Origin of the sequence: Saccharopolyspora griseoalba (assembly GCF_042665275.1) — a bacterium.
In the GTDB taxonomy this organism is placed as follows: Bacteria; Actinomycetota; Actinomycetes; order Mycobacteriales; family Pseudonocardiaceae; genus Saccharopolyspora; species Saccharopolyspora griseoalba.
In genome coordinates this window covers 92,587-117,863 of sequence record NZ_JBHTCJ010000006.1, presented here as the reverse complement: position 1 = coordinate 117,863, position 25,277 = coordinate 92,587, and the positions used below count along the sequence as shown (strand labels likewise).

25 protein-coding genes and 3 tRNA genes are annotated in these 25,277 nt (G+C 70.0%); 11 read left to right on the top strand and 17 right to left on the bottom strand.

The annotated features are described in order from the left end of the window. Nucleotide 1: 1 nt before the first annotated feature. Genes ACFQRI_RS13505 through ACFQRI_RS13495 form a run of 3 tightly spaced genes read right to left on the bottom strand, consistent with a single transcriptional unit; the run spans nt 2 to nt 2,417 of the window. Nucleotides 2-763, bottom strand: a complete 762-nt coding sequence (locus ACFQRI_RS13505) for a decaprenylphospho-beta-D-erythro-pentofuranosid-2-ulose 2-reductase (protein ID WP_380668289.1) — start codon at nt 761-763, stop codon at nt 2-4. Next, complete coding sequence (locus tag ACFQRI_RS13500) at nt 760-2,124, bottom strand: FAD-binding protein (RefSeq protein WP_380668287.1); 1,365 nt, start codon at nt 2,122-2,124, stop codon at nt 760-762. Before ACFQRI_RS13500 ends, ACFQRI_RS13505 begins: the two co-directional genes overlap by 4 nt. Continuing rightward, nucleotides 2,121-2,417: a hypothetical protein gene (locus ACFQRI_RS13495; protein ID WP_380668285.1), complete on the bottom strand. Its 297-nt coding sequence runs from the start codon at nt 2,415-2,417 to the stop codon at nt 2,121-2,123. Before ACFQRI_RS13495 ends, ACFQRI_RS13500 begins: the two co-directional genes overlap by 4 nt. Nucleotides 2,418-2,651: 234 nt before the next feature. Between ACFQRI_RS13495 and ACFQRI_RS13490 the strand changes: the two genes are divergently transcribed. After that, nucleotides 2,652-3,089, top strand: coding sequence for a GtrA family protein (locus tag ACFQRI_RS13490; protein ID WP_380668283.1), 438 nt, complete (start codon nt 2,652-2,654; stop codon nt 3,087-3,089). A 91-nt stretch (nt 3,090-3,180) separates the two neighbouring features. On the opposite strand, the gene ACFQRI_RS13485 is transcribed toward ACFQRI_RS13490, so the two are convergent. The 6 genes from ACFQRI_RS13485 to ACFQRI_RS13460 form a co-directional block, all read right to left on the bottom strand. After that, nucleotides 3,181-6,483, bottom strand: a complete 3,303-nt coding sequence (locus ACFQRI_RS13485) for an arabinosyltransferase domain-containing protein (RefSeq protein ID WP_380668281.1) — start codon at nt 6,481-6,483, stop codon at nt 3,181-3,183. A gap of 197 nt (nt 6,484-6,680) precedes the next feature. Beyond that, the gene (gene glfT1, locus ACFQRI_RS13480; protein ID WP_380668279.1) at nt 6,681-7,595 is read right to left on the bottom strand and encodes a galactofuranosyltransferase GlfT1; all 915 of its coding nucleotides are present in this window, start codon (nt 7,593-7,595) and stop codon (nt 6,681-6,683) included. Continuing rightward, nucleotides 7,592-8,410, bottom strand: coding sequence for a galactan export ABC transporter ATP-binding subunit Wzt/RfbE (gene wzt, locus ACFQRI_RS13475; protein WP_380668277.1), 819 nt, complete (start codon nt 8,408-8,410; stop codon nt 7,592-7,594). Before wzt ends, glfT1 begins: the two co-directional genes overlap by 4 nt. Before the next feature lie 17 nt (nt 8,411-8,427). Beyond that, nucleotides 8,428-9,288 (bottom strand): galactan export ABC transporter permease subunit Wzm/RfbD, encoded by an 861-nt coding sequence (wzm, locus tag ACFQRI_RS13470; RefSeq protein ID WP_380668276.1) that lies wholly within the window; start codon nt 9,286-9,288, stop codon nt 8,428-8,430. Nucleotides 9,289-9,380: 92 nt separating this feature from the next. After that, nucleotides 9,381-9,923: a bacterial proteasome activator family protein gene (locus ACFQRI_RS13465; RefSeq protein WP_380668275.1), complete on the bottom strand. Its 543-nt coding sequence runs from the start codon at nt 9,921-9,923 to the stop codon at nt 9,381-9,383. 121 nt (nt 9,924-10,044) lie between these two features. Beyond that, nucleotides 10,045-11,022 carry an NAD(P)H-quinone oxidoreductase gene (locus tag ACFQRI_RS13460; RefSeq protein WP_380668274.1) on the bottom strand — a complete coding sequence of 326 codons (978 nt, stop codon included), beginning with the start codon at nt 11,020-11,022 and terminating at the stop codon, nt 10,045-10,047. A 170-nt stretch (nt 11,023-11,192) separates the two neighbouring features. Between ACFQRI_RS13460 and ACFQRI_RS13455 the strand changes: the two genes are divergently transcribed. Further along, nucleotides 11,193-12,695, top strand: a complete 1,503-nt coding sequence (locus ACFQRI_RS13455; protein WP_380668272.1) for a M28 family metallopeptidase — start codon at nt 11,193-11,195, stop codon at nt 12,693-12,695. Between the two features lie 63 nt (nt 12,696-12,758). Here ACFQRI_RS13455 and ACFQRI_RS13450 read toward each other — a convergent pair whose 3' ends face one another. Beyond that, nucleotides 12,759-12,944, bottom strand: a complete 186-nt coding sequence (locus ACFQRI_RS13450; RefSeq protein ID WP_380668270.1) for a hypothetical protein — start codon at nt 12,942-12,944, stop codon at nt 12,759-12,761. 146 nt (nt 12,945-13,090) lie between these two features. On the opposite strand from ACFQRI_RS13450, the gene ACFQRI_RS13445 reads away from it, so the two are divergent. Beyond that, nucleotides 13,091-13,735 (top strand): dihydrofolate reductase family protein, encoded by a 645-nt coding sequence (locus ACFQRI_RS13445; RefSeq protein ID WP_380668268.1) that lies wholly within the window; start codon nt 13,091-13,093, stop codon nt 13,733-13,735. Between the two features lie 39 nt (nt 13,736-13,774). Here the strand turns inward: ACFQRI_RS13445 and ACFQRI_RS13440 are convergent, their stop codons facing one another. The 5 genes from ACFQRI_RS13440 to ACFQRI_RS13420 all read right to left on the bottom strand — a co-directional run bounded on the left by ACFQRI_RS13440 (nt 13,775) and on the right by ACFQRI_RS13420 (nt 15,966). Continuing rightward, nucleotides 13,775-14,182: a VOC family protein gene (locus ACFQRI_RS13440; RefSeq protein ID WP_380668266.1), complete on the bottom strand. Its 408-nt coding sequence runs from the start codon at nt 14,180-14,182 to the stop codon at nt 13,775-13,777. Nucleotides 14,183-14,219: 37 nt separating this feature from the next. After that, a complete protein-coding gene (locus ACFQRI_RS13435) occupies nt 14,220-14,933 on the bottom strand; it encodes a hypothetical protein (RefSeq protein WP_380668264.1) in 714 nt (237 codons plus the stop codon). Beyond that, on the bottom strand, nt 14,930-15,190 hold the full coding sequence (locus ACFQRI_RS13430; RefSeq protein WP_380668262.1) for a hypothetical protein: 261 nt from the start codon (nt 15,188-15,190) through the stop codon (nt 14,930-14,932). Before ACFQRI_RS13430 ends, ACFQRI_RS13435 begins: the two co-directional genes overlap by 4 nt. 165 nt (nt 15,191-15,355) lie before the next feature. Continuing rightward, nucleotides 15,356-15,440 (bottom strand) — tRNA-Ser (locus ACFQRI_RS13425). A gap of 52 nt (nt 15,441-15,492) precedes the next feature. Further along, entirely contained in the window at nt 15,493-15,966 is a 474-nt protein-coding gene (locus tag ACFQRI_RS13420; protein WP_380668260.1) for a MarR family winged helix-turn-helix transcriptional regulator, read from the bottom strand. A 137-nt stretch (nt 15,967-16,103) separates the two neighbouring features. Here ACFQRI_RS13420 and ACFQRI_RS13415 point away from each other — a divergent pair, with 137 nt between their 5' ends. From ACFQRI_RS13415 to ACFQRI_RS13400, 4 genes are all read left to right on the top strand, one after another. Next, on the top strand, nt 16,104-17,087 hold the full coding sequence (locus tag ACFQRI_RS13415; RefSeq protein ID WP_380668258.1) for an ABC transporter ATP-binding protein: 984 nt from the start codon (nt 16,104-16,106) through the stop codon (nt 17,085-17,087). Beyond that, entirely contained in the window at nt 17,084-17,854 is a 771-nt protein-coding gene (locus ACFQRI_RS13410) for an ABC transporter permease (RefSeq protein WP_380668256.1), read from the top strand. Before ACFQRI_RS13415 ends, ACFQRI_RS13410 begins: the two co-directional genes overlap by 4 nt. Before the next feature lie 364 nt (nt 17,855-18,218). Further along, nucleotides 18,219-19,022, top strand: coding sequence for a L,D-transpeptidase family protein (locus ACFQRI_RS13405; protein WP_380668254.1), 804 nt, complete (start codon nt 18,219-18,221; stop codon nt 19,020-19,022). Between the two features lie 47 nt (nt 19,023-19,069). Then, nucleotides 19,070-19,501, top strand: a complete 432-nt coding sequence (locus tag ACFQRI_RS13400) for a hypothetical protein (RefSeq protein ID WP_380668252.1) — start codon at nt 19,070-19,072, stop codon at nt 19,499-19,501. Nucleotides 19,502-19,734: 233 nt separating this feature from the next. Here the strand turns inward: ACFQRI_RS13400 and hisC are convergent, their stop codons facing one another. Beyond that, nucleotides 19,735-20,787 (bottom strand): histidinol-phosphate transaminase, encoded by a 1,053-nt coding sequence (hisC, locus tag ACFQRI_RS13395; RefSeq protein ID WP_380668250.1) that lies wholly within the window; start codon nt 20,785-20,787, stop codon nt 19,735-19,737. Between the two features lie 269 nt (nt 20,788-21,056). Here hisC and ACFQRI_RS13390 point away from each other — a divergent pair, with 269 nt between their 5' ends. From ACFQRI_RS13390 to ACFQRI_RS13375, 4 genes are all read left to right on the top strand, one after another. Beyond that, nucleotides 21,057-21,743: a dienelactone hydrolase family protein gene (locus ACFQRI_RS13390; protein WP_380668248.1), complete on the top strand. Its 687-nt coding sequence runs from the start codon at nt 21,057-21,059 to the stop codon at nt 21,741-21,743. 54 nt (nt 21,744-21,797) lie between these two features. Then, nucleotides 21,798-23,762 carry an acetoacetate--CoA ligase gene (locus ACFQRI_RS13385; RefSeq protein WP_380668246.1) on the top strand — a complete coding sequence of 655 codons (1,965 nt, stop codon included), beginning with the start codon at nt 21,798-21,800 and terminating at the stop codon, nt 23,760-23,762. A gap of 91 nt (nt 23,763-23,853) precedes the next feature. Then, nucleotides 23,854-23,943 (top strand) — tRNA-Ser (locus ACFQRI_RS13380). 41 nt (nt 23,944-23,984) lie between these two features. After that, nucleotides 23,985-24,057 (top strand) — tRNA-Arg (locus tag ACFQRI_RS13375). 273 nt (nt 24,058-24,330) lie between these two features. Here ACFQRI_RS13375 and ACFQRI_RS13370 read toward each other — a convergent pair. After that, nucleotides 24,331-25,269, bottom strand: a complete 939-nt coding sequence (locus ACFQRI_RS13370) for an LCP family protein (RefSeq protein ID WP_380668244.1) — start codon at nt 25,267-25,269, stop codon at nt 24,331-24,333. Nucleotides 25,270-25,277 lie beyond the last annotated feature (8 nt).

The following is a 25,277-nucleotide window of genomic DNA, read 5'->3' as shown; positions in this document are numbered from 1 at the left end:
ATCAGATCGGCAGCTTGCGGAAGAGGGCGCGCGGGACGTGCCGCAGGGCGGTCATGACCCAGCGCATCTGGCCGGGGGCGTAGACCTGCTCCTTGCCCTTGGCGACGCCGTCGATGATGCAGTCGGCGACCTGCTCCGGGGTCTGGGCCATGGGCGGCGGCTTCATGCCCGTGGTCAGCTTCGTGTGCACGAAGTTCGGCCGGATGACCGTGACCTTCACGCCGTGCTCCTCCAGCGCGTAGGTCAGGCCGGTGTAGAACACGTCCAGGCCGCCCTTGGAGGAGCCGTAGACGAAGTTCGAGCGACGGGCGCGCTCACCGGCCGGCGAGCACATCACCGCGATGCTGCCGTGGCCCTGCTTCTTGAGCTTGTTGGCCAGCAGCACGCCCAGGCCGACCGGGGCGACGTAGTTGATGTCCGCGACGGCGCGGGCGGCCTCGAAGTCGGTCCAGCCCTTCTCGTTGTCGCCCTGGACGCCGAACGCGATCAGCGTGACGTCCACGTCGCCGCCGGCGAAGGCCTTTTCGATGACCTCGGCGTGCGTCTCCGGCTTGCGGGCGTCGAAGGTCAGGATCTCCACCTCGCTGCCGGTCTTGCGCAGCTGCTCGGCGGCGGAGTTCAGGCGCTCGGACTCCTCGGGCCGGTCGGCCAGGATGATCCGCAGCGGCTGGTTCTCGGCGTACTTGCGCGCGGTGGTCAGCGCGATGTCCGAGGTGCCGCCGAGCACCAGCAGGGATTGGGGATTGCCAACGGCGTCGATCACAGTTCAAGCCTCCGGCTCATGTCTGAGGCGAATTTGCCTTCGGGGTCAACGGACTCGCGGATCTTGCGGAACTCCTCGACCCGCGGATACATCTTGTGGAAGGTCTCCGCGCTGGCCCGCGAGTCCTTCGCGGTGTACAGCCGGCCGCCGACTCCCAGCACCATCTCGTCGAGCTCGTTGCACAGCCGGGACAGGCCCGGCTTGATCGGGAAGTCGACGCAGACCATCCAACCGGGGTGCGGGAAGGACAGCGGCGCCCGGTTGCCCTCACCCATCTGCTTGAAGACGTTCAGGAACGAGTAGTGCCCGGAGTTGGCGATCTTGAGCAGGATCCGGCGCAGGTCCTCGTTGGCGTTCAGCGGGGTGCTGAACTGGTACTGCAGGAAGCCCTTGGAACCGTAGGCGCGGTTCCACTCCCCGAACATGTCCAGCGGGTGGTAGAACTCGGTCAGGTTCTCCACCACACCGCGCTTGGCCTTGGGCGACTTGCGGAACCACGCCTCGCCGAGCGCGCTGAACGTCAGCTTGTTGGCCAGCCCGTTCGGGAACACGTCGGGCAGCGTGGCCAGCTTCGGCGCGTCGAACTTCAGCGGGTTGGCGCGCAGCTTCGGCGGCAGGTCGTCGAGCTTGGCCAGCGAGCCGCGGCTGAACGCGGCGCGGCCCAGCCGCTGGTCGGTGGAGATCGCGTCGAACCAGCCCGACGAGTAGGTGTAGTTGTCCTCGGAGCCGTTGCTGACCAGCTCCAGGGTCTCGTCGAGGTTCTCGGTGCGCTCCAGGTCGGCCAGGAAGTAGGCGGTCTCGGTCCGGGTCATCTTGATCTTCGCCCGGACGATGATGCCGGTCAGGCCGATGCCGGCCACGGTGGCCCAGAACAGCTCGGCCTCGTCGCCCTCGGGGGTGATCGTGCGGATCTGGCCGTCCGCGGTGACCAGGTCCATCGACACGATGTGGTTGCCGAAGCTGCCGGCGCTGTGGTGGTTCTTGCCGTGGATGTCGTTGGCGATCGCGCCGCCGATGGTGACCTGGCGGGTGCCCGGCAGCACCGGGACCCACAGGCCGTAGGGCAGCGCGGCCCGCATCAGCTGATCCAGGCTGACACCGGCGTCGAGGTCGACGATCGCGGTGTCCGGATCGATGTCGTGGATGCGGTTCAGCGGGGTCATGTCGATGACCACGCCACCGGCGTTCTGCGCCACGTCGCCGTAGCTGCGGCCCAGGCCGCGGGCGAGCACGCCGCGCTCGTCGGCGGTGCGCACCGCTTCGGCGATCTTCTCGACGTCGTTGGTGCTGAGCACGCGCGCCCGCGTCGGCGCGGTGCGGCCCCAGCCGTAGAGGTCCTTGGTAACGAATTCGGCGGTCACAGGCCCAGCCTTCGCGAAAGGTCGGAAACGAAAATGTTGTCCGATTTGACCGAAGGGGTGAATTCTTCCCATCGGGCGTGTCGGGCATCGATTTTCTCGATCATTTCGGAGTCGGTGCCGGATTCCCTGGTCGGATTCCGCCGACCGCCCGCGACCGGCACCTCCTCGTTGTTAGCGGGGGCGCGGTAACTGCGGCCGAGCCTGCGGGCAGCGACGCCGCGCGCGTCAGCGCAGGTGAGCGTGGTGCGCTCGCCGTGAATTGGCGTCTGAGGCTCGTCCTTAACCGATCCCACCCAGCCCAGTCTATCCGCGTATCGGGGGGTGGTATCGCCGGGTGCGAACCACCGTGCGGGCGATGTCAAGTCGGCTCGCTACACTTGCGGGGGACGTGTGTACGCCTCGTGCTGCTGCCGGGGCCTCTCCCCGGGGGTTCTTCTAGGCCGCCCCCGGGCCGAGCACGTCTTCGGCGAGCCGTCGAGCGGGTCCGCTCTCCTCGCCGGCCCTGACGTCTACTCAGAGGTGACCCCGTGACCGTGGCCGAGTCCGCAGCCAGCACCGATTCGAAGAAGATCGGTCTGCTCAACCAGCTCATCCGATTCATCGTGATCGGCGGCGGCTGCGCCGTCATCGACTTCTCCACCTACTCGCTCCTGCTCGGCGTGCTCGGCTGGCCGGTGTGGGTGTCGAAGTCCATCTCGTTCATCCTGGGCACGACCGCGTCCTACATCATCAACCGCAAGTTCACCTTCCAGGGCGCCAACACCGGCAACACCGCGGCCAAGGCCGGCGCGTTCGGGGTGCTCTACACCACGACGTTCTTCGTCAACATCGGTGCGAACCAGCTGCTCGTGGTGCTGTTCAACGCCACCGAGGCCTGGCAGTTCACCGTCTTCTGGGTCATCGCCCAGGGGCTCGGAACGATGATCAACTTCGTGATGCTCAAGCTGCTCATCTTCCGCGACTGAGCCAGACCGAGGTTCCCTTCTCAGAAAAAGTCCCAGAGCGCTCGCTCGGCGCTCTTGGACTTTCGCTGAGAAGGGGGACCTCCGCCCCGGGTCACTGGTCGGAGTCGGCGCCCTCCGGGGGCGCGAAGTTCTTCACGTCGTTGCGGTCGTCCGAGCTGGGGACGTCACCCGGCAGCTGCACCGTCTTGGTCAGCGGGCCCGGCGTCCAAGTGCCCCAGTGCGTCTCGGTGTGCACCTCCATCGCCGCCTGCGCGGGCAGCGCGTCCGGCTCGTAGGGGTCCACCGCGTACAGCGAGCCCCAGTCCCGGTGGATGTTGTTCTTCAAGTACGTCGGCAGCTCGCGCATGCTGGTGGCCACGCTCAGCCAGCCGAACGGCCCACCGGCGTCCGGCGAGGACCAGCCCTGGCCCACGTCGCGCACCTCGGCGCCCGCCGCGACCCGGAACTTGGGGATCTCGGCCACGCCGTGGTGCACGGTCGGCAGCTGCAGGCACGGGTGCACCAGCGCCGCGGTCCACTCCACGAACGCGGGCTGGTCGCCGACGAAGTCGGTCATGTTCACCAGCTGCGGGGCGCGCGGCGCGCTGACCGCCACCCAGCCGCGCGGGCCCAGCGCGTTGTCCACCGCGACCACGCGCATCTTGGTGGCCTCCCGCTCCTTCTCCCCGAGCGTGTAGCGGAAGTCCCGCCAGCTCGGCGCCCCGGACTGCGCGACGTACTTGCGCTCGGTCACCAGGAAGCCGTTCGGGGTGTCGTGCCCGAACTCCAGCGCGACCGAGTTCGCGCCGAGCTCGGTGCCGGCCAGCGACAGCACCACCGGCACCTCGCCGTTGCGCGCCCGCTCCGGCAGGTCGTACCACTGGGTGCGCAGCTCGCCGGTTCCCACGCCCTTGGGGTCGTAGCTGCCCCACACCGGCGCGTTGTCGTCGCCGAAGTTGTGCGGCGGGTTCCAGTCCGGCTCCTGCGGGTCGCTGCCGTCGCCCGGCGGCAGGCCGGGCAGGTCGAAGCCGGTCAGCTTCGCCTTCAGGTACTGGGCCGCGTCCTCCTTGCCCTCCAGCCTGCGGGGCGGCACGCCGACGTCCTCGTTCTGGCTGGGCGCCGCGACCGAGGGCTGCGAGTCGGAGACGCGCAGCATGCCGTACTGCGGGTTGGTCTCCACGTAGATGTAGTCCGACAGCCCGCAGCTGTAGCCGGTGATCTGCTTGATGTTGTCCGCGCCGAGGCTGTAGCTGCCCCACTGCTTGTGGATCACCTTGCCGAAGTTGGCCAGCTCGACGAGCACCAGCAGGGCGCAGACGATGGACAGCGGGGCGGTGCCCATCCGCAGGGCCCGGCCGCCTCCCTCGTTCTTGTCGAACCGCTCGTCGACGACCTTCGGGTTGTGCTCGTCGATGCGCAGGTGCTCGACGAAGGCCACGATCAGCGAGATCCCGGCGATCACCAGCAGCATGGTGCTGACGTGGTAGCCCTTGAGCTGCGGCGGCATGTTGAACCAGGGCACGCCCCAGCCGGAGACGTACCACCAGGCGTTCGGGCCGGTGGTGGCGAAGGCCAGGATCATCATCAGCCCGGCCACGAACACCGCCCGGTTGCGCTTGGAGCGCAGCACGGTGCTGCTGGTCGCCAGCGCGGTCAGCGCCGCCAGCGCGCCGCCGAAGGCCGCGAAGATGCCGAAGTGGTGGGTCCACTTGGTCGGGGTGAGCACAAGCACGGCGAAGGACATGGCGGTCACCGCCAGCAGCCGCCTGCTCGGGCCCAGCGCCGACCCGCGGATCTTGCCGCGCCGCAGCAGCACCACCGCGCAGGTGACCAGGCACAGGATGACCAGCAGCACCGGGAACCGGCGGGTCATCGAGCCGTCCGGGGTCTGGCTGAACAGCAGGGTGTAGCGGCTGAGCTCCTCGTACCAGCTCTGGCTGGGGCCGATGTCGGTGCGCAGCTCGGTGGCGTCCATGACCGACTTCCAGGTCTGGTCGGAGAACACCAGCGTGAGGATCACGAACCCGGAGGCCGCGATCGGAGCGAGCACCGGGAGCCAGCCGAACTCGTTCGCGCGCTTGCGCACCAGCCGGAACAGCGGCTTGGCCGCGGCGATGAACGGCAGCACCGACACCATGCCGTGCGGGTTAGCGCCGACCGACAGCGCGGCCACGAGGAGCCCCAGCGCGGCGGGCATCAGCCGGTTGGTGGCCACCGCCCGCTCCACCGCGCACAGCGCCAGCAGGGAGAACAGCACCACGACCGGCTCCGGGCGCAGGCCGTTGTTGTACGGCAGCCAGAAGGCCAGGAACACCGCGGCCGCGGCCCAGCCGGCGGCGTGGCTGCGCCGGACCTGCTGGCCCAGCCTGGGCAGCACCTCGCGGGAGATCAGCAACCAGCTGATCACGGCCATCAGCAGCGCGGGCAGCCGCACCCACGGCGTCGCGGTGAAGACCTTCACCCACAGCGCGTAGAGCTCGTAGAACCAGCCGAACGGCGCCTCCGGCACGCCGAACCAGCGGTAGTAGTTGCTGATGTAGCCGAAGCTCTCGCGCGCTCGGGCGATGTTGAGGATGTAGCCGTCGTCCGAGGTCATCGCGCCGATGACCCACCAGATCAGCAGCGAGCCGAGCACGGCGACGTCGCGCAGCGTGGGTCGCCACCAGCCGGTGGCGAACCAGCGCGGAGGTCGTCGCCCGGCCCGCACGTCCAGGCGCCGCAGGCAGACCAGCCCGCCCAGGAAGCACAGCACCGCACCGGCGATGGCGGCCAGCTTCAGCGGGGTCGGCTGGCTCTCGTAGCGGGTGTCCACGCGTGCCTGGAAGGACAGCCCGCTGATGTCGTCGCGCGCCTCGTCGAGGCTGGAGAAGATGCCGGTGACCTGCGGGCGCCGGTCGCCGGCGATGTTGACCAGGGTCTCGTCGCCCGCGGTGGCCTTCAGGCCGTAGGCGGTCGAGTTGACCGACACCGAGCAGTCGCCCGCGGGCAGCGCCACCGAGCCGAGCTGCTGGCCCTTCATCAGCAGGGTGAGCTGGCCGTTGTCGACCTGCAGCACCATGCCGGTGATGTCGCCGTAGTCGGAGTTCGGCGGGTTGGTGCTCAGCAGCACCGCGGGCCCGTTGGTGCGCGCGTCGAGGCTGCGCGCGGCCGGGCACGGGACGTCGGCCTTGAGCCAGAGCGGCTCGTAGGCCACCAGCGGCGCCGAGACGTCCTTGGTGCCTTCCGCGGTCGGCCACTTCAGCGTCGTGACGTTGTAGTCGACCGGCAGGAACGGCACCGACAGCGCCAGCACCGTGCCGAGCAGGCCGAGAACCGATGCGAACAGCTTCAGCCGTTTCGTGGACGGTCGCCTGCTGTTCGTCTCGGTCGCCGAAGCATCGTCCGTTCGGCGGCTTTCCCCATCGCCACTGAGCACGAATGGAGAATAGTAGTTGCTGGTACGCGCGCCTTCGCGGCATTCCGGAGTTGTGCAAATCGACACGACCGGTAACGCGCTGAGCTGGGGTCTCAGCTGCGTCTCAGGGTGAACTCAGGGTTTCGTGACCGCGCGGTTACGCGAAAGGCCGGGAAAGTGCCGCGCTTCACTCGTCCGAGTGGGATCGCGCAATTCGCTCAGCGGCGGAAGAAACGTTCCTTCCGGCCTTGGTCGACCAGCGAGATCCATTCCCGGAAAGCCTTCGGATCGCGGCGCTGCGCGATGAAGTACAGGCCGAAGCGCAGCACCTCGAGCATCCCGAGCTTGCGCATGCCGGGCTGGGCCAGCAGGTAGCCGCGGTTGCGGTAGGTGTAGTAGCGCTTGTTCGCGTCCGAGGGGTCCTGGGCGTGGAACCGGCCGCCCAGCATCGGCTTGAACTCCGCCGAACCGTCCGGGTGCAGGAACTTCGTGCGCAGCGTCGTGCCGAACGGCAGCCCGGAGCGCACCAGCCTGCGGTGGATCTCCACCTCGTCGCCGCGGAAGAACAGCCGGTAGTCCGGCACGCCCACCACGTCCAGCGCCGAGGCCCGGAACAGCGCGCCGTTGAACAGCGAGGCGATGCCCGGCAGGAAGTCCTCGCCGCCGAGCTCGGAGACCTCGCGCTTCCAGGTCAGCCCGCGGCGCAGCGGGAACGCCAGCTTGTCCGGGGTGTCGATGTTGACCACCACCGGCGAGACCGCGGCCAGCCTGCGCTGCTCGGCGACCTCCAGCAGGGTCGACAGCGCCTCGTCGTCGGACGGTCGGCCGTCGTCGTCGCCCAGCCACACCCACTCCGCGCCCAGCGACAGCGCCGTCAGCATGCCCAGCGCGAAGCCCCCGGCGCCGCCGAGGTTGCGCTCGGAGGCGATGTAGGTCGAGGGCACCGGGCACTCGTCGACGACGTCCCGGGCCGGCTTGTCCGGACCGTTGTCCACCACGACGAGGTGATCGGGCAGCCGGGTCTGGCTGGCCACGACCTTCAGCGACTCGGCCAGCAACTCGCGGCGGTGCCTGGTGACGATGACCGCGACGACGGAACCGGCGGCCAGCTGCTGCGCGGAGTCGGTGCTCATGAGCCCTCTTTGCTCCCGATCTTGGCGCTGGACTCGCCGATGCGCTCCAGCGTTTCCTCACTCAAGTTCTTGAACGGGTCGTAGCCCTTGTAGTTCGTCAGGACCTCGCGCAGCGAACCCCGCTCGCGGATTCCGCCCTTGTCCATCCAGATGGCGGTGCTGCACAGCTCGACGAGGAACTCGTCGGAGTGCGAGGCGAAGACCAGGATGCCCGACCGCTTCACGAGGCTGTTGAGCCGGTCCCGCGCCTTCTCCAGGAAGTCCGCGTCGACCGCGCCGATGCCCTCGTCCAGGATCAGGATCTCCGGGTCGATCGAGGTCACCACGCCCAGGGCCAGGCGCACGCGCATGCCGGTGGAGTAGGTGCGCAGGGGCATCGACAGGTAGTCGCCGAGCTCGGTGAACTCGGCGATCTCGTCGACCCGCTTCTCCATCTGCTTGCGGGTCATGCCGAGGAACAGGCCCCGGATGAGGATGTTCTCGTAGCCCGAGATCTCCGGGTCCATGCCGACGCCGAGGTCGAACACCGGCGCGACCTTGCCGACCACGCGCGCGCTGCCCCGCGTGGGTTCGTAGATCCCGGACAGCAGCCGCAGCAGCGTGGACTTGCCCGCGCCGTTGTGGCCGACCAGGGCGACCCGGTCGCCGTGCTGCAGCGACAGGTCGATGTCGTGCAGGGCCTCGATGATCGGCACGCGGCTCTCGCTGTCGATCTTGCCGCCGGCCTTGCCGAGCACGGCCTTCTTCAGCGAGCGGGACTTCGCGTCGAAGATCGGGAAGTCGACCGCGGCGTTCCAGACGTCGATGCTCACCATTAGTTATCCGCTCCCGATCAGACCCAGTACGTGACGCGAGCGCGGTAGTTGCGCATGACCACCAGCGCGAGCAGCCACCCCACGATCGTGCAGCCGAGGACGATTAGCCAGTGGTAGAGCTGCTGGTCCTGCCCGATGAGCGGATCGCGGATGATCTCGATGTAGTGGTACAGCGGGTTGATGTCGGCCAGGTTGGCCCGCCACCCCAGCTGCGGCGCCTTCTCCTTGAGGATGTCGGCGTTCCACACGATCGGAGTCATGAAGAACACCAGCGTCGTGAGGCTGTTGATCACCGGCGGGATGTCCCGGAACCGGGTCGCGACGATGCCGAACAGCAGCGCCACCCACACGCCGTTGACCATCAGCAGCCCGAATGCCGGGATCGCGTAGATGATCGTCCAGCTGATCGGCATCTGGAATATCGCCAGCACCGCGAAGTAGACGATCATGTTGTGGGCGAAGAACAGCGCCTGCCGCCAGACCAACCGCAGCACGTGCACGCTGATCGGCGCGGGCAGCTGCTTCATCAACCCCTCGTTGGAGATGAAGACCTCGGTGCCCTCGGTCAAGCAGTCCCGGATGAAGTTCCAGACGATGAAGCCGACCGTGAGGTACGGCAGGAACTCCTTGATGTCCTGGTCGAAGAGCTGCGAGTACAGCAGCCCCAGGGCCGTGGCGGTCATGCCCATGCCGATGGTGATCCACAACGGGCCGATGACCGAGCGGCGGTAGCGCTGCTTGATGTCCTGCCAGCCGAGATGGGCCCAAAGCTGCCGCTGCCGGATCCCGTCGCGGAAGTCCTGGTACGCCTTGCGCCAGGTGCGCGACGACAGTTCGGAGGGGTTCGGGTCCCTGTCTAGCGTGCTCGTAGCCTGCACAGTGCGAAAGAGTACCGACTATCCGTGGGCACACTCGGATTGGGCTTCACTCTAATGCGTAGTGCCTGCCTGCGGACTTCTAACACGCAGCGTTACAGGTATTGCCCGCTTCCGCTCGTGCCCGAACTGTCGGAATCGTTGTGCGCGGGGCCCGCGGGAAGGCCGCGTCGCATTTGCTCCAGTTGTGCGCGTGCGGCCATCTGCTGGGCGAAGATCGCGGTCTGCATTCCGTGGAAGAGGCCTTCCAGCCAGCCCACCAGCTGAGCCTGCGCGATCCGCAGCTCCGCGTCCGAGGGCGTGGACTCCTGGGTGAACGGCAGCGTCAGCCGCTCCAGCTCCTCGATGAGCTCCGGCGCCAGGCCCTGCTCCAGCTCCTTGATGGAGCTCTGGTGGATCTCCTTGAGCCTGCTCCGGCTGGCCTCGTCCAGCGGCGCGGTCCGGACCTCCTCGAGCAGCTGCTTGATCATGGTCCCGATCCGCATCACCTTCGCCGGCTGCTCGACCAGGCCGTTGACGTCCTCCTGCTCGTGCTCGCCGGCCTGGGCGCCCGCTTCGGCGCCCGCCGCGGCTCCGACCGGGTTGCCGTCCTCGCCCACGACGAACACCTGGGGTCGCTCCTCCTGCTCGCGCTCCATGCCCCCAGTATGCCCAGCGCCACCACCCCGGGCAGGTCCCGCTCGCCCCCGGTGAGTCGGGCGACTCCGCAGCGGGAGGCCCGGGGGAGCGCGGCGCGTCCCGGGCCTCCCGCGCCGATCCCTACCGGACCAGCAGGATCTTGCCCCGCACGTCGCCGCCCTCCAAGGTCGCGTGCGCGGTCGCGGCCTCGGCCATCGGCACCCGCGCGTGCACCGGCAACCGCACCCGGCCGGACTCGATCAGCGGCCACAGCCGCTCCCGCACGTCGGCCACGATCGCGGCCTTGCCGTTCGGCCCGTCCAGCGGGCGCCCGCGCAGCCCCAGCGCGGACAGGCGCAGCCGCTTCATCAGCATCTTGGCCATGTCCAGCTCGGCCTTCCGGCCGCCCTGCAGGCCGATCACCGCCAGGTGCCCGTCCATCGTCAGCGCGGAGAGGTTCCGGTCCAAGTAGGACGCGCCCATGTTGTCCAGCACGACGTCGGCGCCGCCGAGCTCCTTGACCACCGCGACGAAGTCCTCGTCCCGGTAGCTGATCACCGGGTCGGCCCCCAGCGAGGCGCACAGCTCGCGGCTCCGCTCCGAGCCCGCGGTGGCCGCGACCCTGGCGCCGAGCGCCTTGGCCACCTGGATCGCGCAGGTGCCGATGCCGCCCGCACCGCCGTGCACCAGCAGCAGCTGCCCCTCGCGGAGCCCGGCCTCCATCACCACGTTCGACCACACGGTGCAGCCGACCTCGGGAATCCCCGCGGCCTCGACCAGATCGACCCCGGCCGGCTTGGGCAGCACCTGCGCCGCGGGTACCGCGACCCGCTCGGCGTAGCCGCCGCCGGCCAGCAGGGCGCACACCTCGTCGCCGACCTGCCAACCGGTCACCTCGGCGCCGAGCTCGGCGATGGTGCCGGAGCACTCCAATCCGGGGATTTCGCTCGCGCCCTTCGGCGGCGGGTAGTTCCCTTGACGTTGGTTGAGGTCGGCGCGGTTGACCGCGCTCGCGGCCACGTCGATGACGACTTCACCCGGGCCCGGTCGCGGGTCGGGCTGCTCGACCCACTCCAGGACGTCGGGCTCGCCGGGCTCGCGGATTGAGATCGCATGCATGCCCGCGACGGTAGCCAGCCGCGCGCGGGCCGGAAACCGGTGGCGGCGGCGAACGGGGGAAATATGGGAAATATTCCTGCTTTTTAAAGATCGCCCGATTCGTCTTGACTGGAACGGGTGAAGTCCCAAGCCTGATCGAACGAACCAAATCCACCGATTCGGGGAGCATGATGAGTTCGCGAAGCACCTACAGACGCGCGGCCGCCGCGGTCGCGGTCACCTGCGCTTCGGCGCTGCTGGCGAGCGTTCCGGCGAACGCCGCCCCGCCGACGCTCGGCGACACGATCAACGGCAACGCGGTCCACCGGCACCTGCTGGCGCTGCAGCGCATCGCCGACCAGAACGACGGCAACCGCGCCTCCGGCCTGCCCGGCTACGAGGCCAGCGTCGACTACGTCGCGGGCAAGCTGCGCAACGCCGGGTTCGACGTCTCCACGCCCGAATTCACCTACGACGCCTACTACCTCGACTCCTTCTCGCTCGCGGTCGGCGGCGAGCCGACCGAGGGCGACGCGCTGGAGTACTCCCCGGCCACGCCGCAGGGTGGGCTCACCGCCCCGCTGTCGGTCATCCCGGTCGACGACACCCCCGGCTGCGAGGCCGCCGACTTCGAGGGCGCGGACGTCGCCGGAACGGTGGTGCTGATCTCCCGCGGTGCCTGCACCTTCGCCCAGAAGCAGCAGATCGCCGCCGATCACGGCGCCGCGGCCGCGATCATCTACAACAACGTCGACGGCCCGCTCAACGGCACGCTCGGAGACCCGGACGACGCGGCGATCCCCACCGCCGGCGTGACCAAGCAGGTCGGCGAGGGGCTGGCCGGGCAGGCCGGTGCCGAGGTGCACCTGGACGTCCAGTCCCGGCTGGAGTCGGTGACCACCCGCAACGTCGTCGCGCAGACCCGCACCGGGCGCGCGGACAACGTGGTGATGGCCGGCTCGCACCTGGACAGCGTTCCCGAGGGCGCGGGCATCAACGACAACGGCAGCGGCAGCGCCGCGCTGCTGGAGAGCGCGCTGCGGATGGGCGGCTCCCCGAACGTGCGCAACGCGGTGCGGTTCGCCTGGTGGGGCGCCGAGGAATCCGGCCTGATCGGCTCCACCGAGTACGTGCAGGGCCTGAGCTTCGAGCAGCAGCTCGACATCGCGCTCTACCTGAACTTCGACATGATCGGCTCGCCGAACGCGGGCTACTTCGCCTACGACGGCGACGACTCCGACGGCGTGGGCGCCGGCCCGGGACCGCAGGGATCGGCGCAGATCGAGCAGGACTTCGTCGACGCGATGGCCAAGCAGGGCGTCGAGATCGAGGGCAGCGACTTCACCGGCCGCTCGGACTACGGCGAGTTCATCAACGTCGGAATCCCGGCGGGCGGGCTGTTCACCGGCGCCGAGCAGATCAAGACCGAGGAGCAGGCCGCCAAGTGGGGCGGTCAGGCCGGCGTCGCCTACGACCCGAACTACCACACCGAGCGCGACGACCTGAGCAACATCGACCCGGTCGCGCTGGAGCGCAACGCCAAGGCGCTGGCCGACGTGATCGACGGCTACTCGCAGAGCACCGAGGGCGTCAACGGCATGACCCGCGCCGAGCGCGCGGAGCTGCGCAGCGCCCAGGCGTCCACCTTCGCCGACCGGGGCCGGGCGATCCCGCACGGCCACAACGCGAGCTGATCGACCGGCACGCGGATCGGCCGGGAACCGCACCGCGCGCGTTCCCGGCCGAACCGCCGGAGCTCAGGACCGGACGGTCTCGGGCTCGGCGCGCTCCTCGCCGAGCAGGGCGACGCGGTAGCTCGCCAGCGACTTGTTCAGCCGATCCCTGGCCAGCTTCGCCTGCTCGTCGTCGACCCCGATGCCCAGGTGCGCGCAGACCGCCCCGGCTGCTCGGGGCCGGGTCTGCGCCTCTCGCGTCTCGTCCACGACCCCATCCTCGCAGCCCCCGGGAAGCGCCCCGCCCGTAGCCCGCTTGCGGGCGAACGTCGAACGGGTGAAGTCCGCCGGAACCGATGAGTTCGGCGGCCTCCGCGGGTCAGCACGGGTGAGACCCCGCGACGAGAGGAGCTCCGATGAAGCTCACCGCCACCACGTTCCTGACCCTCGACGGCGTCATGCAGGCCCCCGGCGGGCCGGAGGAGGACACCACCGGCGGTTTCCAGCACGGCGGCTGGGTGGCCCCGCTCTTCGGCGAGGACGACGGCCGGTTCATCGACTCCTGGTTCGCCCGGGCCGGGGCGTTCCTGCTGGGCAGGCGCACCTTCGAGATCTTCGCGGGGTTCTGGCCCCAGGTCACCGACCCGGACAACGAGGTGGCCCGGCTGCTCAACGAGCTCCCCAAGTACGTCGTCTCGACCGGCAGCCCGGACCTGAGCTGGCACAACTCCGAGCAGATCAGCGGCGACGTCGCCGGGCGGGTGGCCGAGCTCAAGCGCGCCCAGGGCGACGAGCTGCAGGTCCACGGCAGCGGACGGCTGCTGGGCACGCTCCTGGAGCACGACCTGGTCGACGAGCTCCGCCTGATCACCTTCCCGGTCACCCTGGGCAGCGGCCGCCGCCTCTTCCCCGACGGCTTCACGAAGGCCTTCACGCTGGTCAGCGCGGACACCACCGCCGCGGGAGCCCTGGTCACCACCTACCGGCCGGCGGGCGAACCCCGGTACGGCACAGCAGGCCTCACCGAGGAGGAAGGCGTCGTCCGGGAAACCATGAGCTAGCAGTTCGGCCTAGAACTGCACGCCCGTCGGCGTGCAGTTCTAGGCCGAACTGCGACCGCCGGGCCCGAGGAGGTCCCACCGGTTCCCGGCCACGTCCACGAACACGGCGACCCGGCCGTACGGCTCGTCGCGGGGCTCGGTCGCGAACTCGACGCCCGCGGCCCGCATCCGCGCGTACTGCTCGTCGAAGTCGTCGACGCGGAGGAACAGGCCGACCCGCCCGGCGAACTGCGAGCCCACGGTGGCGGCTTGCCGGTCCCCGTCTGCCTGCGCGAGCAGCAGCCCGGTCGCGGCACCCGGCGGTCGCACCACGACCCACCGCTTCGGACGACCGTCGTTGGTCGTCGAGGGGGAGTCCTCCACCAGCTCGAACCCGAGCGCTCCGACGAAGAACTCGATCGCCCGGTCGTAGTCGTCGACCACGACCGCCACCTGCTCGATCCACATCACGCGACCGCACGGCGCGCGGGGACCGCGCGGCCGGTCACGCGAAACCGGGTTCTTCGGCGGCCGCGTCGAGCACGTGCGAAACCGCGGCGAGGAAGTCGGGCCGCTCGTCGGGACTGGTCGTGAGCGCCTGGTCGAGCACGGCGGCCAACGCGCTCGCGGTGATCGGGGAGCGCGCGCTCGCCTTCGCCGGCCGGTAGCTCTCCGCTGCGACGAGCTGCGCCGCGGAGCCTCCTCGCGGGCTCGCCTGCCCCCGTTCGACGGATCCGGTTCGCCCGGCCTCCCACTCGTTCAACGCGTGCTGGACGAACTGCGCCGCGACGGTGATCTGCGGGTGGGAGACCTCCACGCGCGGTCGCTCGGCCTCGGCGATCTGCGCGATCCGCTGGTGCGAGAGGTTCGTCGCGTCCGCGATCGCGCGCAGGCTCAAGCCCGCGGCCCGCATGTCGTCGATGGCGATCCGGCGCGCTTCGTCGCGCTTGGCGGTGGCGAACCTGCTCCACTTCTCCCATTCCAGGTAGTTCGCCAGGGCCTCGGTGAGATCGCGCCCACCGTGCTCGTACCGCCACTCCACCGCGAAGTCGGCGGGATCGCTGTCGGTCAGCGAGGCGATCAGGTCCGGTACGAACACCTCGAGGTCCGCGAAGTTCGGGGTGTCCGTCGCGCCACCCGGGAGCCCGTCGACGACCGCCACCCACATGTTGCCCTCGCGCGAGATGGCCGCGGTGTAGACGGGGCGCTCGTCGTTCATCTCTCCTCCATCCACCGATCGCCGAGCTGCGGGGCCAGCTGCGCTTCCACGCAGCGCAGCACCGTCCACGTCAGTTCCCTCCGGTGATCGGGCAGCGTGATCCGGCTCGCTTCCTCGCCGTCCGCGTCGACCAGCGCGTAGATGCGATGCGACCCCTTCCCGCGTCCCGGCAGCTCCGCGACGCCGAGATCGTGCTCGCGCGCCCGGCGCCGGAGGAGCGCGAGCAGGGCCCGCGTTCGCAGCCGCTCGTCGAGCACGAGGATGTCTACCGAACTAGACGCGCAGCCGTCAAACCGACTAGACGGCCAATCGCCCCGGCGGGCCAGCGGAGATGCGAGGGGGAAGATCCGAACCGCGTTCGTGAACAAGGAGGCCCGGCGGGAAGATTCCCTGCCGGGCCCTGTTTCTGCTGGTCGCAGGAGCGGAAGCGGGGGGATTCGAACCCCCGGAGCCTTTCGGCTCGCTCGCTTTCAAGGCGAGTGCATTCGGCCGCTCTGCCACGCTTCCCCGGAGCGCAGCCTAGCTAATCCGGCGAGATCGGTCTGCGGCCGGGCGGGGGTCAGTCCAGGCTGCGGAGGCGGCTGGTGAGGCGGGTGAAGATCCTGGCCATCGCCTCCTGCTCATCGGGTTCGAGCAGGTCGATCATGTGCTCGCGCACGCCCGCGACGTGGGTGGGGGCGGCGTCGCGGAGCTTGGCCATGCCCTGGTCGGTGAGCACGGCGAGGACGCCGCGGCCGTCCTCGGGGCACTCCCGCCGGTAGACCAGGCCTTCCTTCTCCAACCTGCGGATCTGGTGCGAGATGCGGCTCTTGGAGTGCGCGATCTCGCTGGCCAGCTCGCTCATCCGCAGCTGCTGGCCCTCGGCCTCGGAGAGCCGGACCATGATCTCGTAGTCGGCGATGGACAAGCCGTAGCTGAACTGCAGCTCGCGGTTGAGCCGGTGCTCCAGCAGCGCGCTGCCGACGATGTAGGCGCGCCACGCCGACATCTCCTTCTCATCCAGCCACTGGGCCTGATCCGTCGCCTTGTTCACCCGGTCAGGTTACCGAGCAGCGGGCTGACCTGGGGACTGGTTGTGCGGAAAAGCGCTGTCCGGATATCGGTGACGCTCGCTACCATCGGGCCCGCTGCGGGCCTGGGGGCCGCCGCGCCGACCGAGAGAAGGCTGATGTGACCGTCGCGGTGGAAGTGACCGACCTGGTCAAGCGCTACCCCAAGAGCGGGAGCAAGGCGGTCGACGGGATCAGCTTCGACGTCGCCGCCGGCGAGGTGTTCGGCCTGCTCGGGCCCAACGGTGCGGGCAAGACCACCACCGTCGGGATCCTCACCACGCGGGTGCTGCCCACCGGAGGCCGGGCGCTCGTGGGCGGGGTGGACGTGGCCGCCGATCCCGTCGCGACGCGGCGCAAGGTCGCCGTGGTGCCGCAGCGGGTGAACCTGGACCGCTCGCTCAACGCCCGGCAGAACCTGCTGTGGCACGCGGCCTACCACGGCGTTCCGCGCGCCGAGCGCAACCGGCTCGCCGACGAGCTGCTGGATCGGATGGGGCTGTCGGACAAGCGCAAGGCGCTCGTCGACGATCTCTCGGGCGGCCAGGCCCAGCGGCTGATGATCGCCCGCGCGCTGATCCACCGCCCCGAGGTGCTCTTCCTGGACGAGCCCTCCACCGGCCTGGACCCGCAGGCGCGGCTGTTCGTCCACGACCGGATCGACGACCTGCGCGCGCAGGGCGTCACGGTGGTGCTGACCACGCACGACATGGACGAGGCGGAGAAGCTCGCCGACCGGGTCGGGGTGGTCGACCACGGCAAGCTGCTGACCCTGGACACCCCGGAGGCGCTGATCAAGGCGCTGCCGGGCAGCGGCACCCTGGACGCCACATTGCGGCCGAACGGCTTCGCGCCCGCCGATCTCGTCCCGCTGCTGGCCTCGGTCGACGGCGTGGAGCGGGTCGAGCAGATCGGGGAGCGCGAGCCGGCCGGAGCGGAGCCAGAGCTGCGGTTGCGGCTCTACGTCGGCGGGGAACCGGCCGCGCTGCTCGGCCCGGTCGCGCAGACCCTGCACGAGCAGCGGGTCCCGGTCAGCGGCCTGGCGCTGGGCCAGGCGACGCTGGAGGACGTCTTCATCGAGCTGACCGGTAGGGAACTGCGTTGAGCCCGGTGCTGGTGTTCTTCTCGGTGCTGCGCCGCGACGTGTTCGTCACCGGTCGCGAGCTGCCCAGCTTCCTGGCGCAGGTGCTCGTGCAACCGGTGGCGCTGCTGTTCATCTTCGGCAAGGTGCTCGGCGAGCTCGGCTACGCCCAGCCGGGCTACGCGCAGATCCTGCTGCCCGGCATGATCGCGCTCAACGCGTTCCTGGTCTCGCTGCAGAACACGTCGTTCCCCCTGGTCCTGGACTTCTCCTACTCCCGCGAGATCGAGGACCGGTTGCTCGCGCCGATGCCGGTGGCCTGGGTGGCGGTGGAGAAGATGCTCTTCGGCGCGCTGCGCGGGATCTTCGCCGCGGTGCTGATGGTGCCGATGGGCGTGTGGATGCTCGGGCGCATCGAGTGGCACCTCCCCGGGCTGCCGTTCGCGCTGCTGTGCATGGTGCTGGGCGCGTTCGCGGGCGCCGCGGTGGGGATGACCGTCGGCGCGGCCGTCCCGCCGCGCCGGATCAACATCATGTTCTCGGTGATCCTGGCGCCGCTGATGTTCACCGGCGCGACCCAGTTCCCGTGGGCGGAGCTGGATCACCTGCGCTGGTTCCAGGTGATCTGCGCGGCGAACCCGCTGACCTACGTGAGCGAGGGGATGCGGGGTGCGCTGCTGCCGGGCATCCCGCACATGCCCGCCTGGGTGTGCCTGCTGGCCCTGCTCGCCGCCACCGGCGTGTTCGGGCTGCTGGGCGTCCGGTTCTTCCTGCGCCGCGCGCTGGACTGACATCGGGTCGTGGGTCACCTGACCGGCTGGCGGACCCGGATCATTGGTTCCGAATGTCCCGTTAGTCGAAGGGAACTCGTCGAATGGCTTGGATTTTTTAGCTCGTACGAGGGAATTAGAGCCACACGATCGTGTGGCGATCTTGGTTAACGGTCCGGGCCGCGCACCCCAGTGGATCACGTTTTTCCTGATCAGACCCGGTTCCGATGTCGATTCGCAGTTTCCGGTCTAAGTGGTCGGTGATCTGGGGTCGGGATAGCTTTCCGGTCGGCGCGTGATCTTCTGCAGGTCAGCGTCGTCGCGGGGGCCTTCCGTGGTGGTGCGAATCGGAACCCCTGCGAGTCGTACGACAGGGGAGCCGATCATGAGCAATCGCCGGAAGGGTAGCGCAGCGACCAGAAGAACCACGCGGTCGCTCTCGGCCGTCGTGCTGGCCTGCCTGGTCCTCTCCGGTTGCGGTGCGGCGGCCGAACCGGTCGCCCGGCCACCGCAGGTCATGGCCAAGGCCGATCTCGGGATGCAGCCGGACATCACCACGTTCGGCGACTTCCCCACAGCGCCGAAGGACCCCGCGCCCGACGCGGGCACCGACGGCGTGGTGCTGCACGTGCTCGAGGACTTGGCGGTGCACCAGAAGCCCGGAGGCCCGATCTTCGGCAAGTTGCCCGCCAAGCAGCTGGAAAACCCGACCTGGGTGCCGATCATCGCCGAACGCGGCAAGTGGGCGCAGGTGCTGTTGCCGTCCCGCCCGAACGGTGCCACCGGATGGGTGCGCACCGACGGGAAGGTCGAACGCGCCCGCACCCCCTACGTCGTGGACGTCGACGTCGATGCTCGGCACCTCGAGGTGCGCAAGGACGGGAAGGTGATCGGCCAGTGGGCGGCCGGCGTCGGTGCGGAGGCTTCGCCGACGCCGCGCGGCAGGACCTACATCATGGCCGCCATCGAGGAGACGGTGACCCGGTTCAGCCCGATCATCCTGCCGATGGGCATCCATTCCAACACCTACAGCACCTACGGCGGCGGTCCTGGAACGGTCGCGCTGCACACCTGGCCGGATCCCTCGGTTTTCGGCAAGGCCGCCAGCGACGGCTGCGTGCGGGTTCCCGCCGACGCCCTGCGGTTGTTGACCTCGTTGCCCCTCGGCACGTTGGTGCGCCTGCGGTGACCCCGCCGCGGGTTTGTCCCGGAAGAACTAGGAAAAGGATGCGATCTATGCGCAAGACTGCTTGCACCCTCGGTGCATTCATCGTCGGGGCCGGAGTCCTTACGGGCGGAACCGCGTTCGCCGACAGCACCGACAACGACGGCGTCAACATCGGCAACGACAACAACGCCAGCGTGCTGCCGATCCAGCTGTGCGGCAACAACATCGCGGTGCTCGGCGCGGTCGTCCCGATCGCCTCGCCGCAGAACGCGGTGTGCACCAACGCGCCGATCGTGGACCACCCGCAGCAGCCCCCGGCCGAGGAGCCTCCGACCGAGGAGCCGCCCACGGAGGAGCCGCCGACCGAGGAGCCCCCGGCCGAGGAGCCGCCCGCCGAAGAGCCGCCCGCCGAAGAGCCCCCGACGGACACCAGCCCGGAGGATCTGCCCGAGGCCCCGAGCCCGGTCGCCGTGGAAGGGCACCACGCGGTCACCGGTTGATTTCCGCGCCGCCCGGCGGCCCGGCCACCTGAACGAGTGGAACACCTCGGCATCGGTGGCGGGTCGCCGGGAACGGCACTACATTCCGGGGCTGCGTAGATCACTACGCGCTCAGTAGGAAGGTCGTTTCGGCTCAAACGACCGCCTCGCGACGGTGGCGGTCGGCGAAGTACTCCCCCTCTCTTCGCCGACCACCACCGTCGCTTCTTGCGTCCGGGCGGTTCGCCCGCCGGTCACCCGCGGAAGGACTCCGCAGCGGCCAGGAACCGGTCGTTCTCCTCGGCGGTGCCGATGGTCACCCGGGCGCCTTCCTCGCCGAAGGCGCGGACCACGACCTTGTTCTCCAGGCAATGCTCGTTGAACGCCGGAGTGCGCGAACCCAGCGGCAGCCAGACGAAGTTGGACTGCGTCTCCGGCACCCGGTAGCCCAGCTCGACCAGCTTCGCGCGCACCCGAGCGCGCTCGGAGATGACGTCGGCGCAGCGGCGGCGCAGCTCCTCGGGCGAGTGCAGGGAGGCGATCGCGGCGGTCTGGGCGAGCGCGTTGACGCTGAACGGGATCGAGACCTTGCGCAGCGCCTCGGCGACCTTCGGCGGCGCGATCGCGTAGCCGACGCGCAGCCCGGCCAGGCCGTAGGCCTTGGAGAAGGTGCGCATCGAGACCACGTTCTCCCGGGCCTTGGCGATCTCCACGCCGTCCGGGGCATCGGGGTCGTCCACGAACTCGAAGTAGGCCTCGTCGAGCACCACGAGCACCTCGGGCGGAACCCGGTCCAGGAAGGCGTTCAGCTCCGCGGCGCGCAGCAGCGTCCCGGTCGGGTTGTTCGGCGTGCACACGAACATCAGGCGGGTCGCCGGGGTGATCGCCGCGAGCATCGCCTCCAGGTCGAGCGCGTGCGCCTCGGTCAGCGGCACGCGGACCTGCTGCGCGCCGACGACCTGGGTGATGATCGGGTAGGCCTCGAACGAGCGCCACGGGAAGACGACCTCGTCGGAGGCGGAGCAGGTGGCCTGCACCAGCTGCTCGCACAGCGCGACCGAGCCGCAGCCGACGGCGATCCGCTCCGGCGCGACGCCGTAGTGCTCGGCGAGGGCGTCGGTCAGCGCCGAGACGCCCATGTCCGGGTAGCGGTGCACCTGCCCCGCGGCTTCGTTGATCGCCGCCACCGCGGTGGGCAGCGGTCCCTCGGAGACCTCGTTGCTGGCCAGCTTGATCGAACCCGGCACGGTCCGACCGGCCACGTAGGGCGGCAGCTGCTCCAGGTCGGCACGGGTACGCACGCTCATCGACGACTCCTACTCCCTCGAACGTCACCCAGGACGTTAACCCCAACCCGCGCCCGCTCACCCCGCACCTGCCGAGCTCGCCCGCGAACGAGCTGCCCGGAACCCCTCCCGCCGGACTTCGAGGTGGTTCGGCGGGGCCGGAGTTCGCGGGTTCGGTGGCGGGTGGGGGATGGGAGATTGGTCCGGTTCGGTGATCGTGCGACGGATCGTTGCCCCGTTCGGAGGAAGTGGTTGTCCCCGGTTCACCTGCCCATGGTTCGCTGCTGCGCATGACCCGAACCCGCACCGAGACGATCGCGCTCACCGACGGCACCGGCCTGCGGCTGACCGTGGCCGAACCCGACAACGTGGTCCGGGGCGGCCTGGTGTTCCTGCACGAGGCGCGGGGCGTGACGGCGCGGGTGCGCGCCATCGCGACCGCGCTGGCCGAGGAGGGCTGGCTGACCGCCGTGCCGCACCTCTACCACCGCGACGGCACCGACGAGATCGCCGCGAGCAGGCACGAGGGCGAGCTGCTGGGCAGGCTGTCCGGGGAATCGCTGCTGGCCGATTCCGACGCGACCTTCCTGTGGCTGTCCGACCGGGGCGTGCCCGCCGACCGGCAGGGCGTGATCGGCTTCGACGTCGGCGGTTCGGCGGCCCTGGTGGTCGCCGCCAGCCGAGCGCTCGGCGCCGCGGTCAGCGTCGGCGGCAGCGGCATCCTGGACCCGCTGTCGGCGGAGCTGCCGCCGCTGGTGGACGTCGCGGGCGAGCTCGCCTGCCCCTGGCTGGGGCTCTACGGCCACGACGTCGAGGCCGGCGAGGTCGACAAGCTCCGCGAGGTCACCGACGCCGCCGAGGTGGCCACCGACGTGGTCCGCTTCCCCGACGCCGGTCACCGCTTCGACCTGGACGTCGACGCCGCCCGCGAGGCCTGGCAGCGCGCCAGGAACTGGTTCGATCTCCACCTGCGCTGACCGCCGGGTTCCGATCTCTGGCCCAACCGCGGCGACGTGGGTTAGGAAGTTCACATGGAACCCGAGTTGCTGTGGCGTCCGAGCCCCGAGCGCGTGGCCGCCAGCCGGATGGCGGCCTTCCGCGACTGGCTGCGCAGCGAGCGCGATCTCGACCTGCCCGACTACCGATCCCTGTGGCAGTGGTCGGTCGACGACCTGCCCGCCTTCTGGCAGGCGATCGCGGACTTCTTCGACGTGCGCTTCCACGACCAGCCCGAGCAGGTGCTCACCGGCGAGGAGATGCCGGGCGCGCGCTGGTTCCCCGGAGCGACGCTGAACTACGCCGAGCACGCCCTGCGCGAGGGCGAGGGGCGCGCCGACGACGATCTCGCGGTGGTGTTCGCCCGGGAGGACGGGCGTAGCGAGGAGATCACCTTCGGCGAGCTGCGCGACCGGGTGGCGGCGGCGCGCGCCGCGCTGGCCGAGCTGGGCGTGGGGGCCGGCGATCGGGTCGCCGCCCTGGTGCCGAACTGCCCGGACGCGCTGGTGGCGTTCCTGGCCGCGGCGAGCCTCGGCGCGACCTGGTCGTCCTGCTCGCCGGACTTCGGCGCTCGCGCGGTCGCCGACCGCTTCGTGCAGATCGAGCCGAAGGTGCTGATCGCCGTCGACGGCTACTGCTACGGCGGCCGCCGCTTCGACGTCCGGTCCACGGTGGACGAGCTGCGGGCCGAGATGCCGGGCACCACCGCGGTCCTCGTCGACTACCTGGGCGAAGGGCCGCTGGAGGGCGCGCTGGACTGGCGGGAGCTGCTGGCGCGCAACCGCGGCGCGGCGCTGGAGTTCACCCCGGTGCCGTTCGAGCACCCGCTGTGGATCTTGTACTCCTCGGGCACCACGGGCCTGCCCAAGGGCATCGTGCACGGGCACGGAGGCATGGTCCTGGAACACCTCAAGGTCATCGGGCTGCACTGCGACCTGGGTCCCGGCGAGCGGTTCTTCTGGTTCACCACGACCGGCTGGATGATGTGGAACTTCCTGGTCGGCGGTCTGCTGACCGGGACGACGCTGGTGCTCTTCGACGGCAGTCCCGGGCACCCGTCGCTGTCGGCGCTGTGGGAGCTTGCCGCCCGCTACCGGGTGAGCTTCTTCGGGACCTCCGCGCCGTTCATCCAGAGCTGCCTCAAGCGGGAGCTGCGCCCGAAGGACGACGTCGACCTCTCCGCCCTGCGCGCCGTGGGGTCGACCGGGGCCCCGCTGACCACCGACGGCTTCCGCTGGGTGGCCGACGCGGTGGGGGAGGACGTGCAGATCGCCAGCGTCTCCGGCGGAACGGACCTGTGCACGGCGTTCGTCGGCGCCTCCCCGGACGTGCCGGTGTGGCTGGGCGAGATCTCCTGCCCGCTGCTGGGGGCGGCGGTCGCCTCCTTCGACGAGCGCGGTGAGCCGCTGCAGGAGGAGGTCGGCGAGCTGGTGCTGACCAAGCCGATGCCGACGATGCCGGTGCACTTCTGGAACGACCCGGACGGGCAGCGGCTGCGCGACGCCTACTTCGACACCTTCCCGGGGATCTGGCGGCACGGCGACTGGGTGCGGATCACCGACCGCGGCTCGCTGGTGATCTACGGGCGCAGCGACTCGACGCTCAACCGCGGCGGCGTCCGCATGGGCACGGCCGAGTTCTACCGGGTGGTGGAGCGCTTCGAGCAGATCGCCGACTCGCTGGTGATCGACACCTCGGGCGCGGGCGAAACCGACGGCGAGCTCCTCTGCTTCCTGGTCCTGGCCGAGGGTGCCGAGCTCGCCGATGTCGAGGGCGAGCTCAGGGCCGCGCTGCGCAGCGAGCTGTCCCCGCGGCACGTGCCGAACCGGTTCATCGTGGTCGACGAGGTGCCGCGGACGCTGAACGGCAAGAAGCTGGAGGTTCCGGTGAAGAAGATCCTCGCGGGCACCCCGCCGGAGCGGGCGGTCAGCCGGGACGCCCTGCAGAACCCGGCGGCCCTCGAACCGTTCGTGCAGCTCAGCGGCGACCGGCAGGCATGATCGAGGTCTCCCGGCGACCAAGGGGGACCCCCCTGTTTCAGGCCTCGGAGAGGGTGTGTAAAGTTCTCTCCGGTGGCCGCGAAGGACGCCGGGAGGCTTCGCCTAGTCTGGTCTATGGCGCCGCACTGCTAATGCGGTTGGGGGTTACGCCCCCTCCCGGGTTCAAATCCCGGAGCCTCCGCAGCGGTTCCCTCCGCGAGGTGGGAGCCGACAATTGAACAAGCGCCCGTAGCTCAACGGATAGAGCATCTGACTACGGATCAGAAGGTTTGGGGTTCGAATCCCTACGGGCGCGCGTCTGGTCGAGACAGCAGAGACCCCCTCTCCGGAGGGGGTCTCTTGCTGCTGGGAGGCGCGCGGCCGGGTCGATTCCGGTCGTCGAGCCGGTGCTGCCTGGGTGCGGCGCTCCCGTCGAGCCGGGGTGCCGACGCCCGCTGCCAGAGATGGGTGTGACCGCCATCCGCTGCGGGCGTCGGCCCGGCCGATCGTATGCGCCCCGATCCGATTCGTGAAGTTGGTTCGGGAGGGCGCTGCGTCACCGGCTCATCCGGTTGATCCGGTTCCGCGGTCAGCCGCCCGCGGATTCGGCCGTGGTGATGACCTCCGGCGGGACGGGCCGGTCCTCGGCCAGCGCGCCGAAGAGCACCTCGGCGTTCTCCTCGTCCCACTCGACCACCGAGGCGCCGGAATCGGACTCGCCGAAGCCGCCGAACGGGACCGTGGTGGTGACGCCGTTGCCGGACGCGATGCCCTTCATGGCGAACGCCAGGTGGGCGAGGTGCCACACGTGGTCGTCGCGGTCGACCAGGAACGTGCTGGAGGTGTTGAGGATCAGCGGGAACAGCCGCAGCGGGTTGAGGAAGACCTCGGGGCTGGAGGCCTTCTCCGAGAGCGCGGCCAGGAACTCCCGCTGGCGCTCGACGCGGTCGAGGTCGCCGCGGGCCGTGGCGCGGGTGCGCACGTAGCCCAGGGCCTGCGGCCCGGCGAGCGTCTGGCAGCCCGGCTGGAGGTCCAGGTTCGCCTTGGGGTCCTGCATCGGTTCCTTGACGCACAGGTCGACACCGCCGACGGCGTCGGTCATGTCCGCGAACCCGCCGAGGCCGACCTCGGCGTAGTGGTCGATGCGCAGCCCGGTGTTGGCCTCCACGGTCTGCACCAGCAGCTGCGAGCCGCCGTAGGCGAACGCGGAGTTGAGCTTGTCCTCGCCCTGGCCCGGGATCGACACGTACGAGTCGCGGGGCAGGCTCACCATCGTCGGCTTCCCGCCGCCTGCCGGGATGTGCACCAGCATCATCGTGTCGGTGCGGCGGCCCGCCGTGTCACCGGTGCCGAGCTCGGCCTGCCGCTCGGCGTCCAGGCCCTCGCGGGAGTCCGAGCCCACCAGCAGCCAGTTGGTGCCCGGCCCGTCCGCCGGGCGGTCGCCGCCGGCCGGGATGGCGTCCTCGCGCTTGAGCGAGAAGTCCACGTAGACCAGGAAGCCCACCAGAGCGAGCAGCAGAACGAGCAAAACCGACA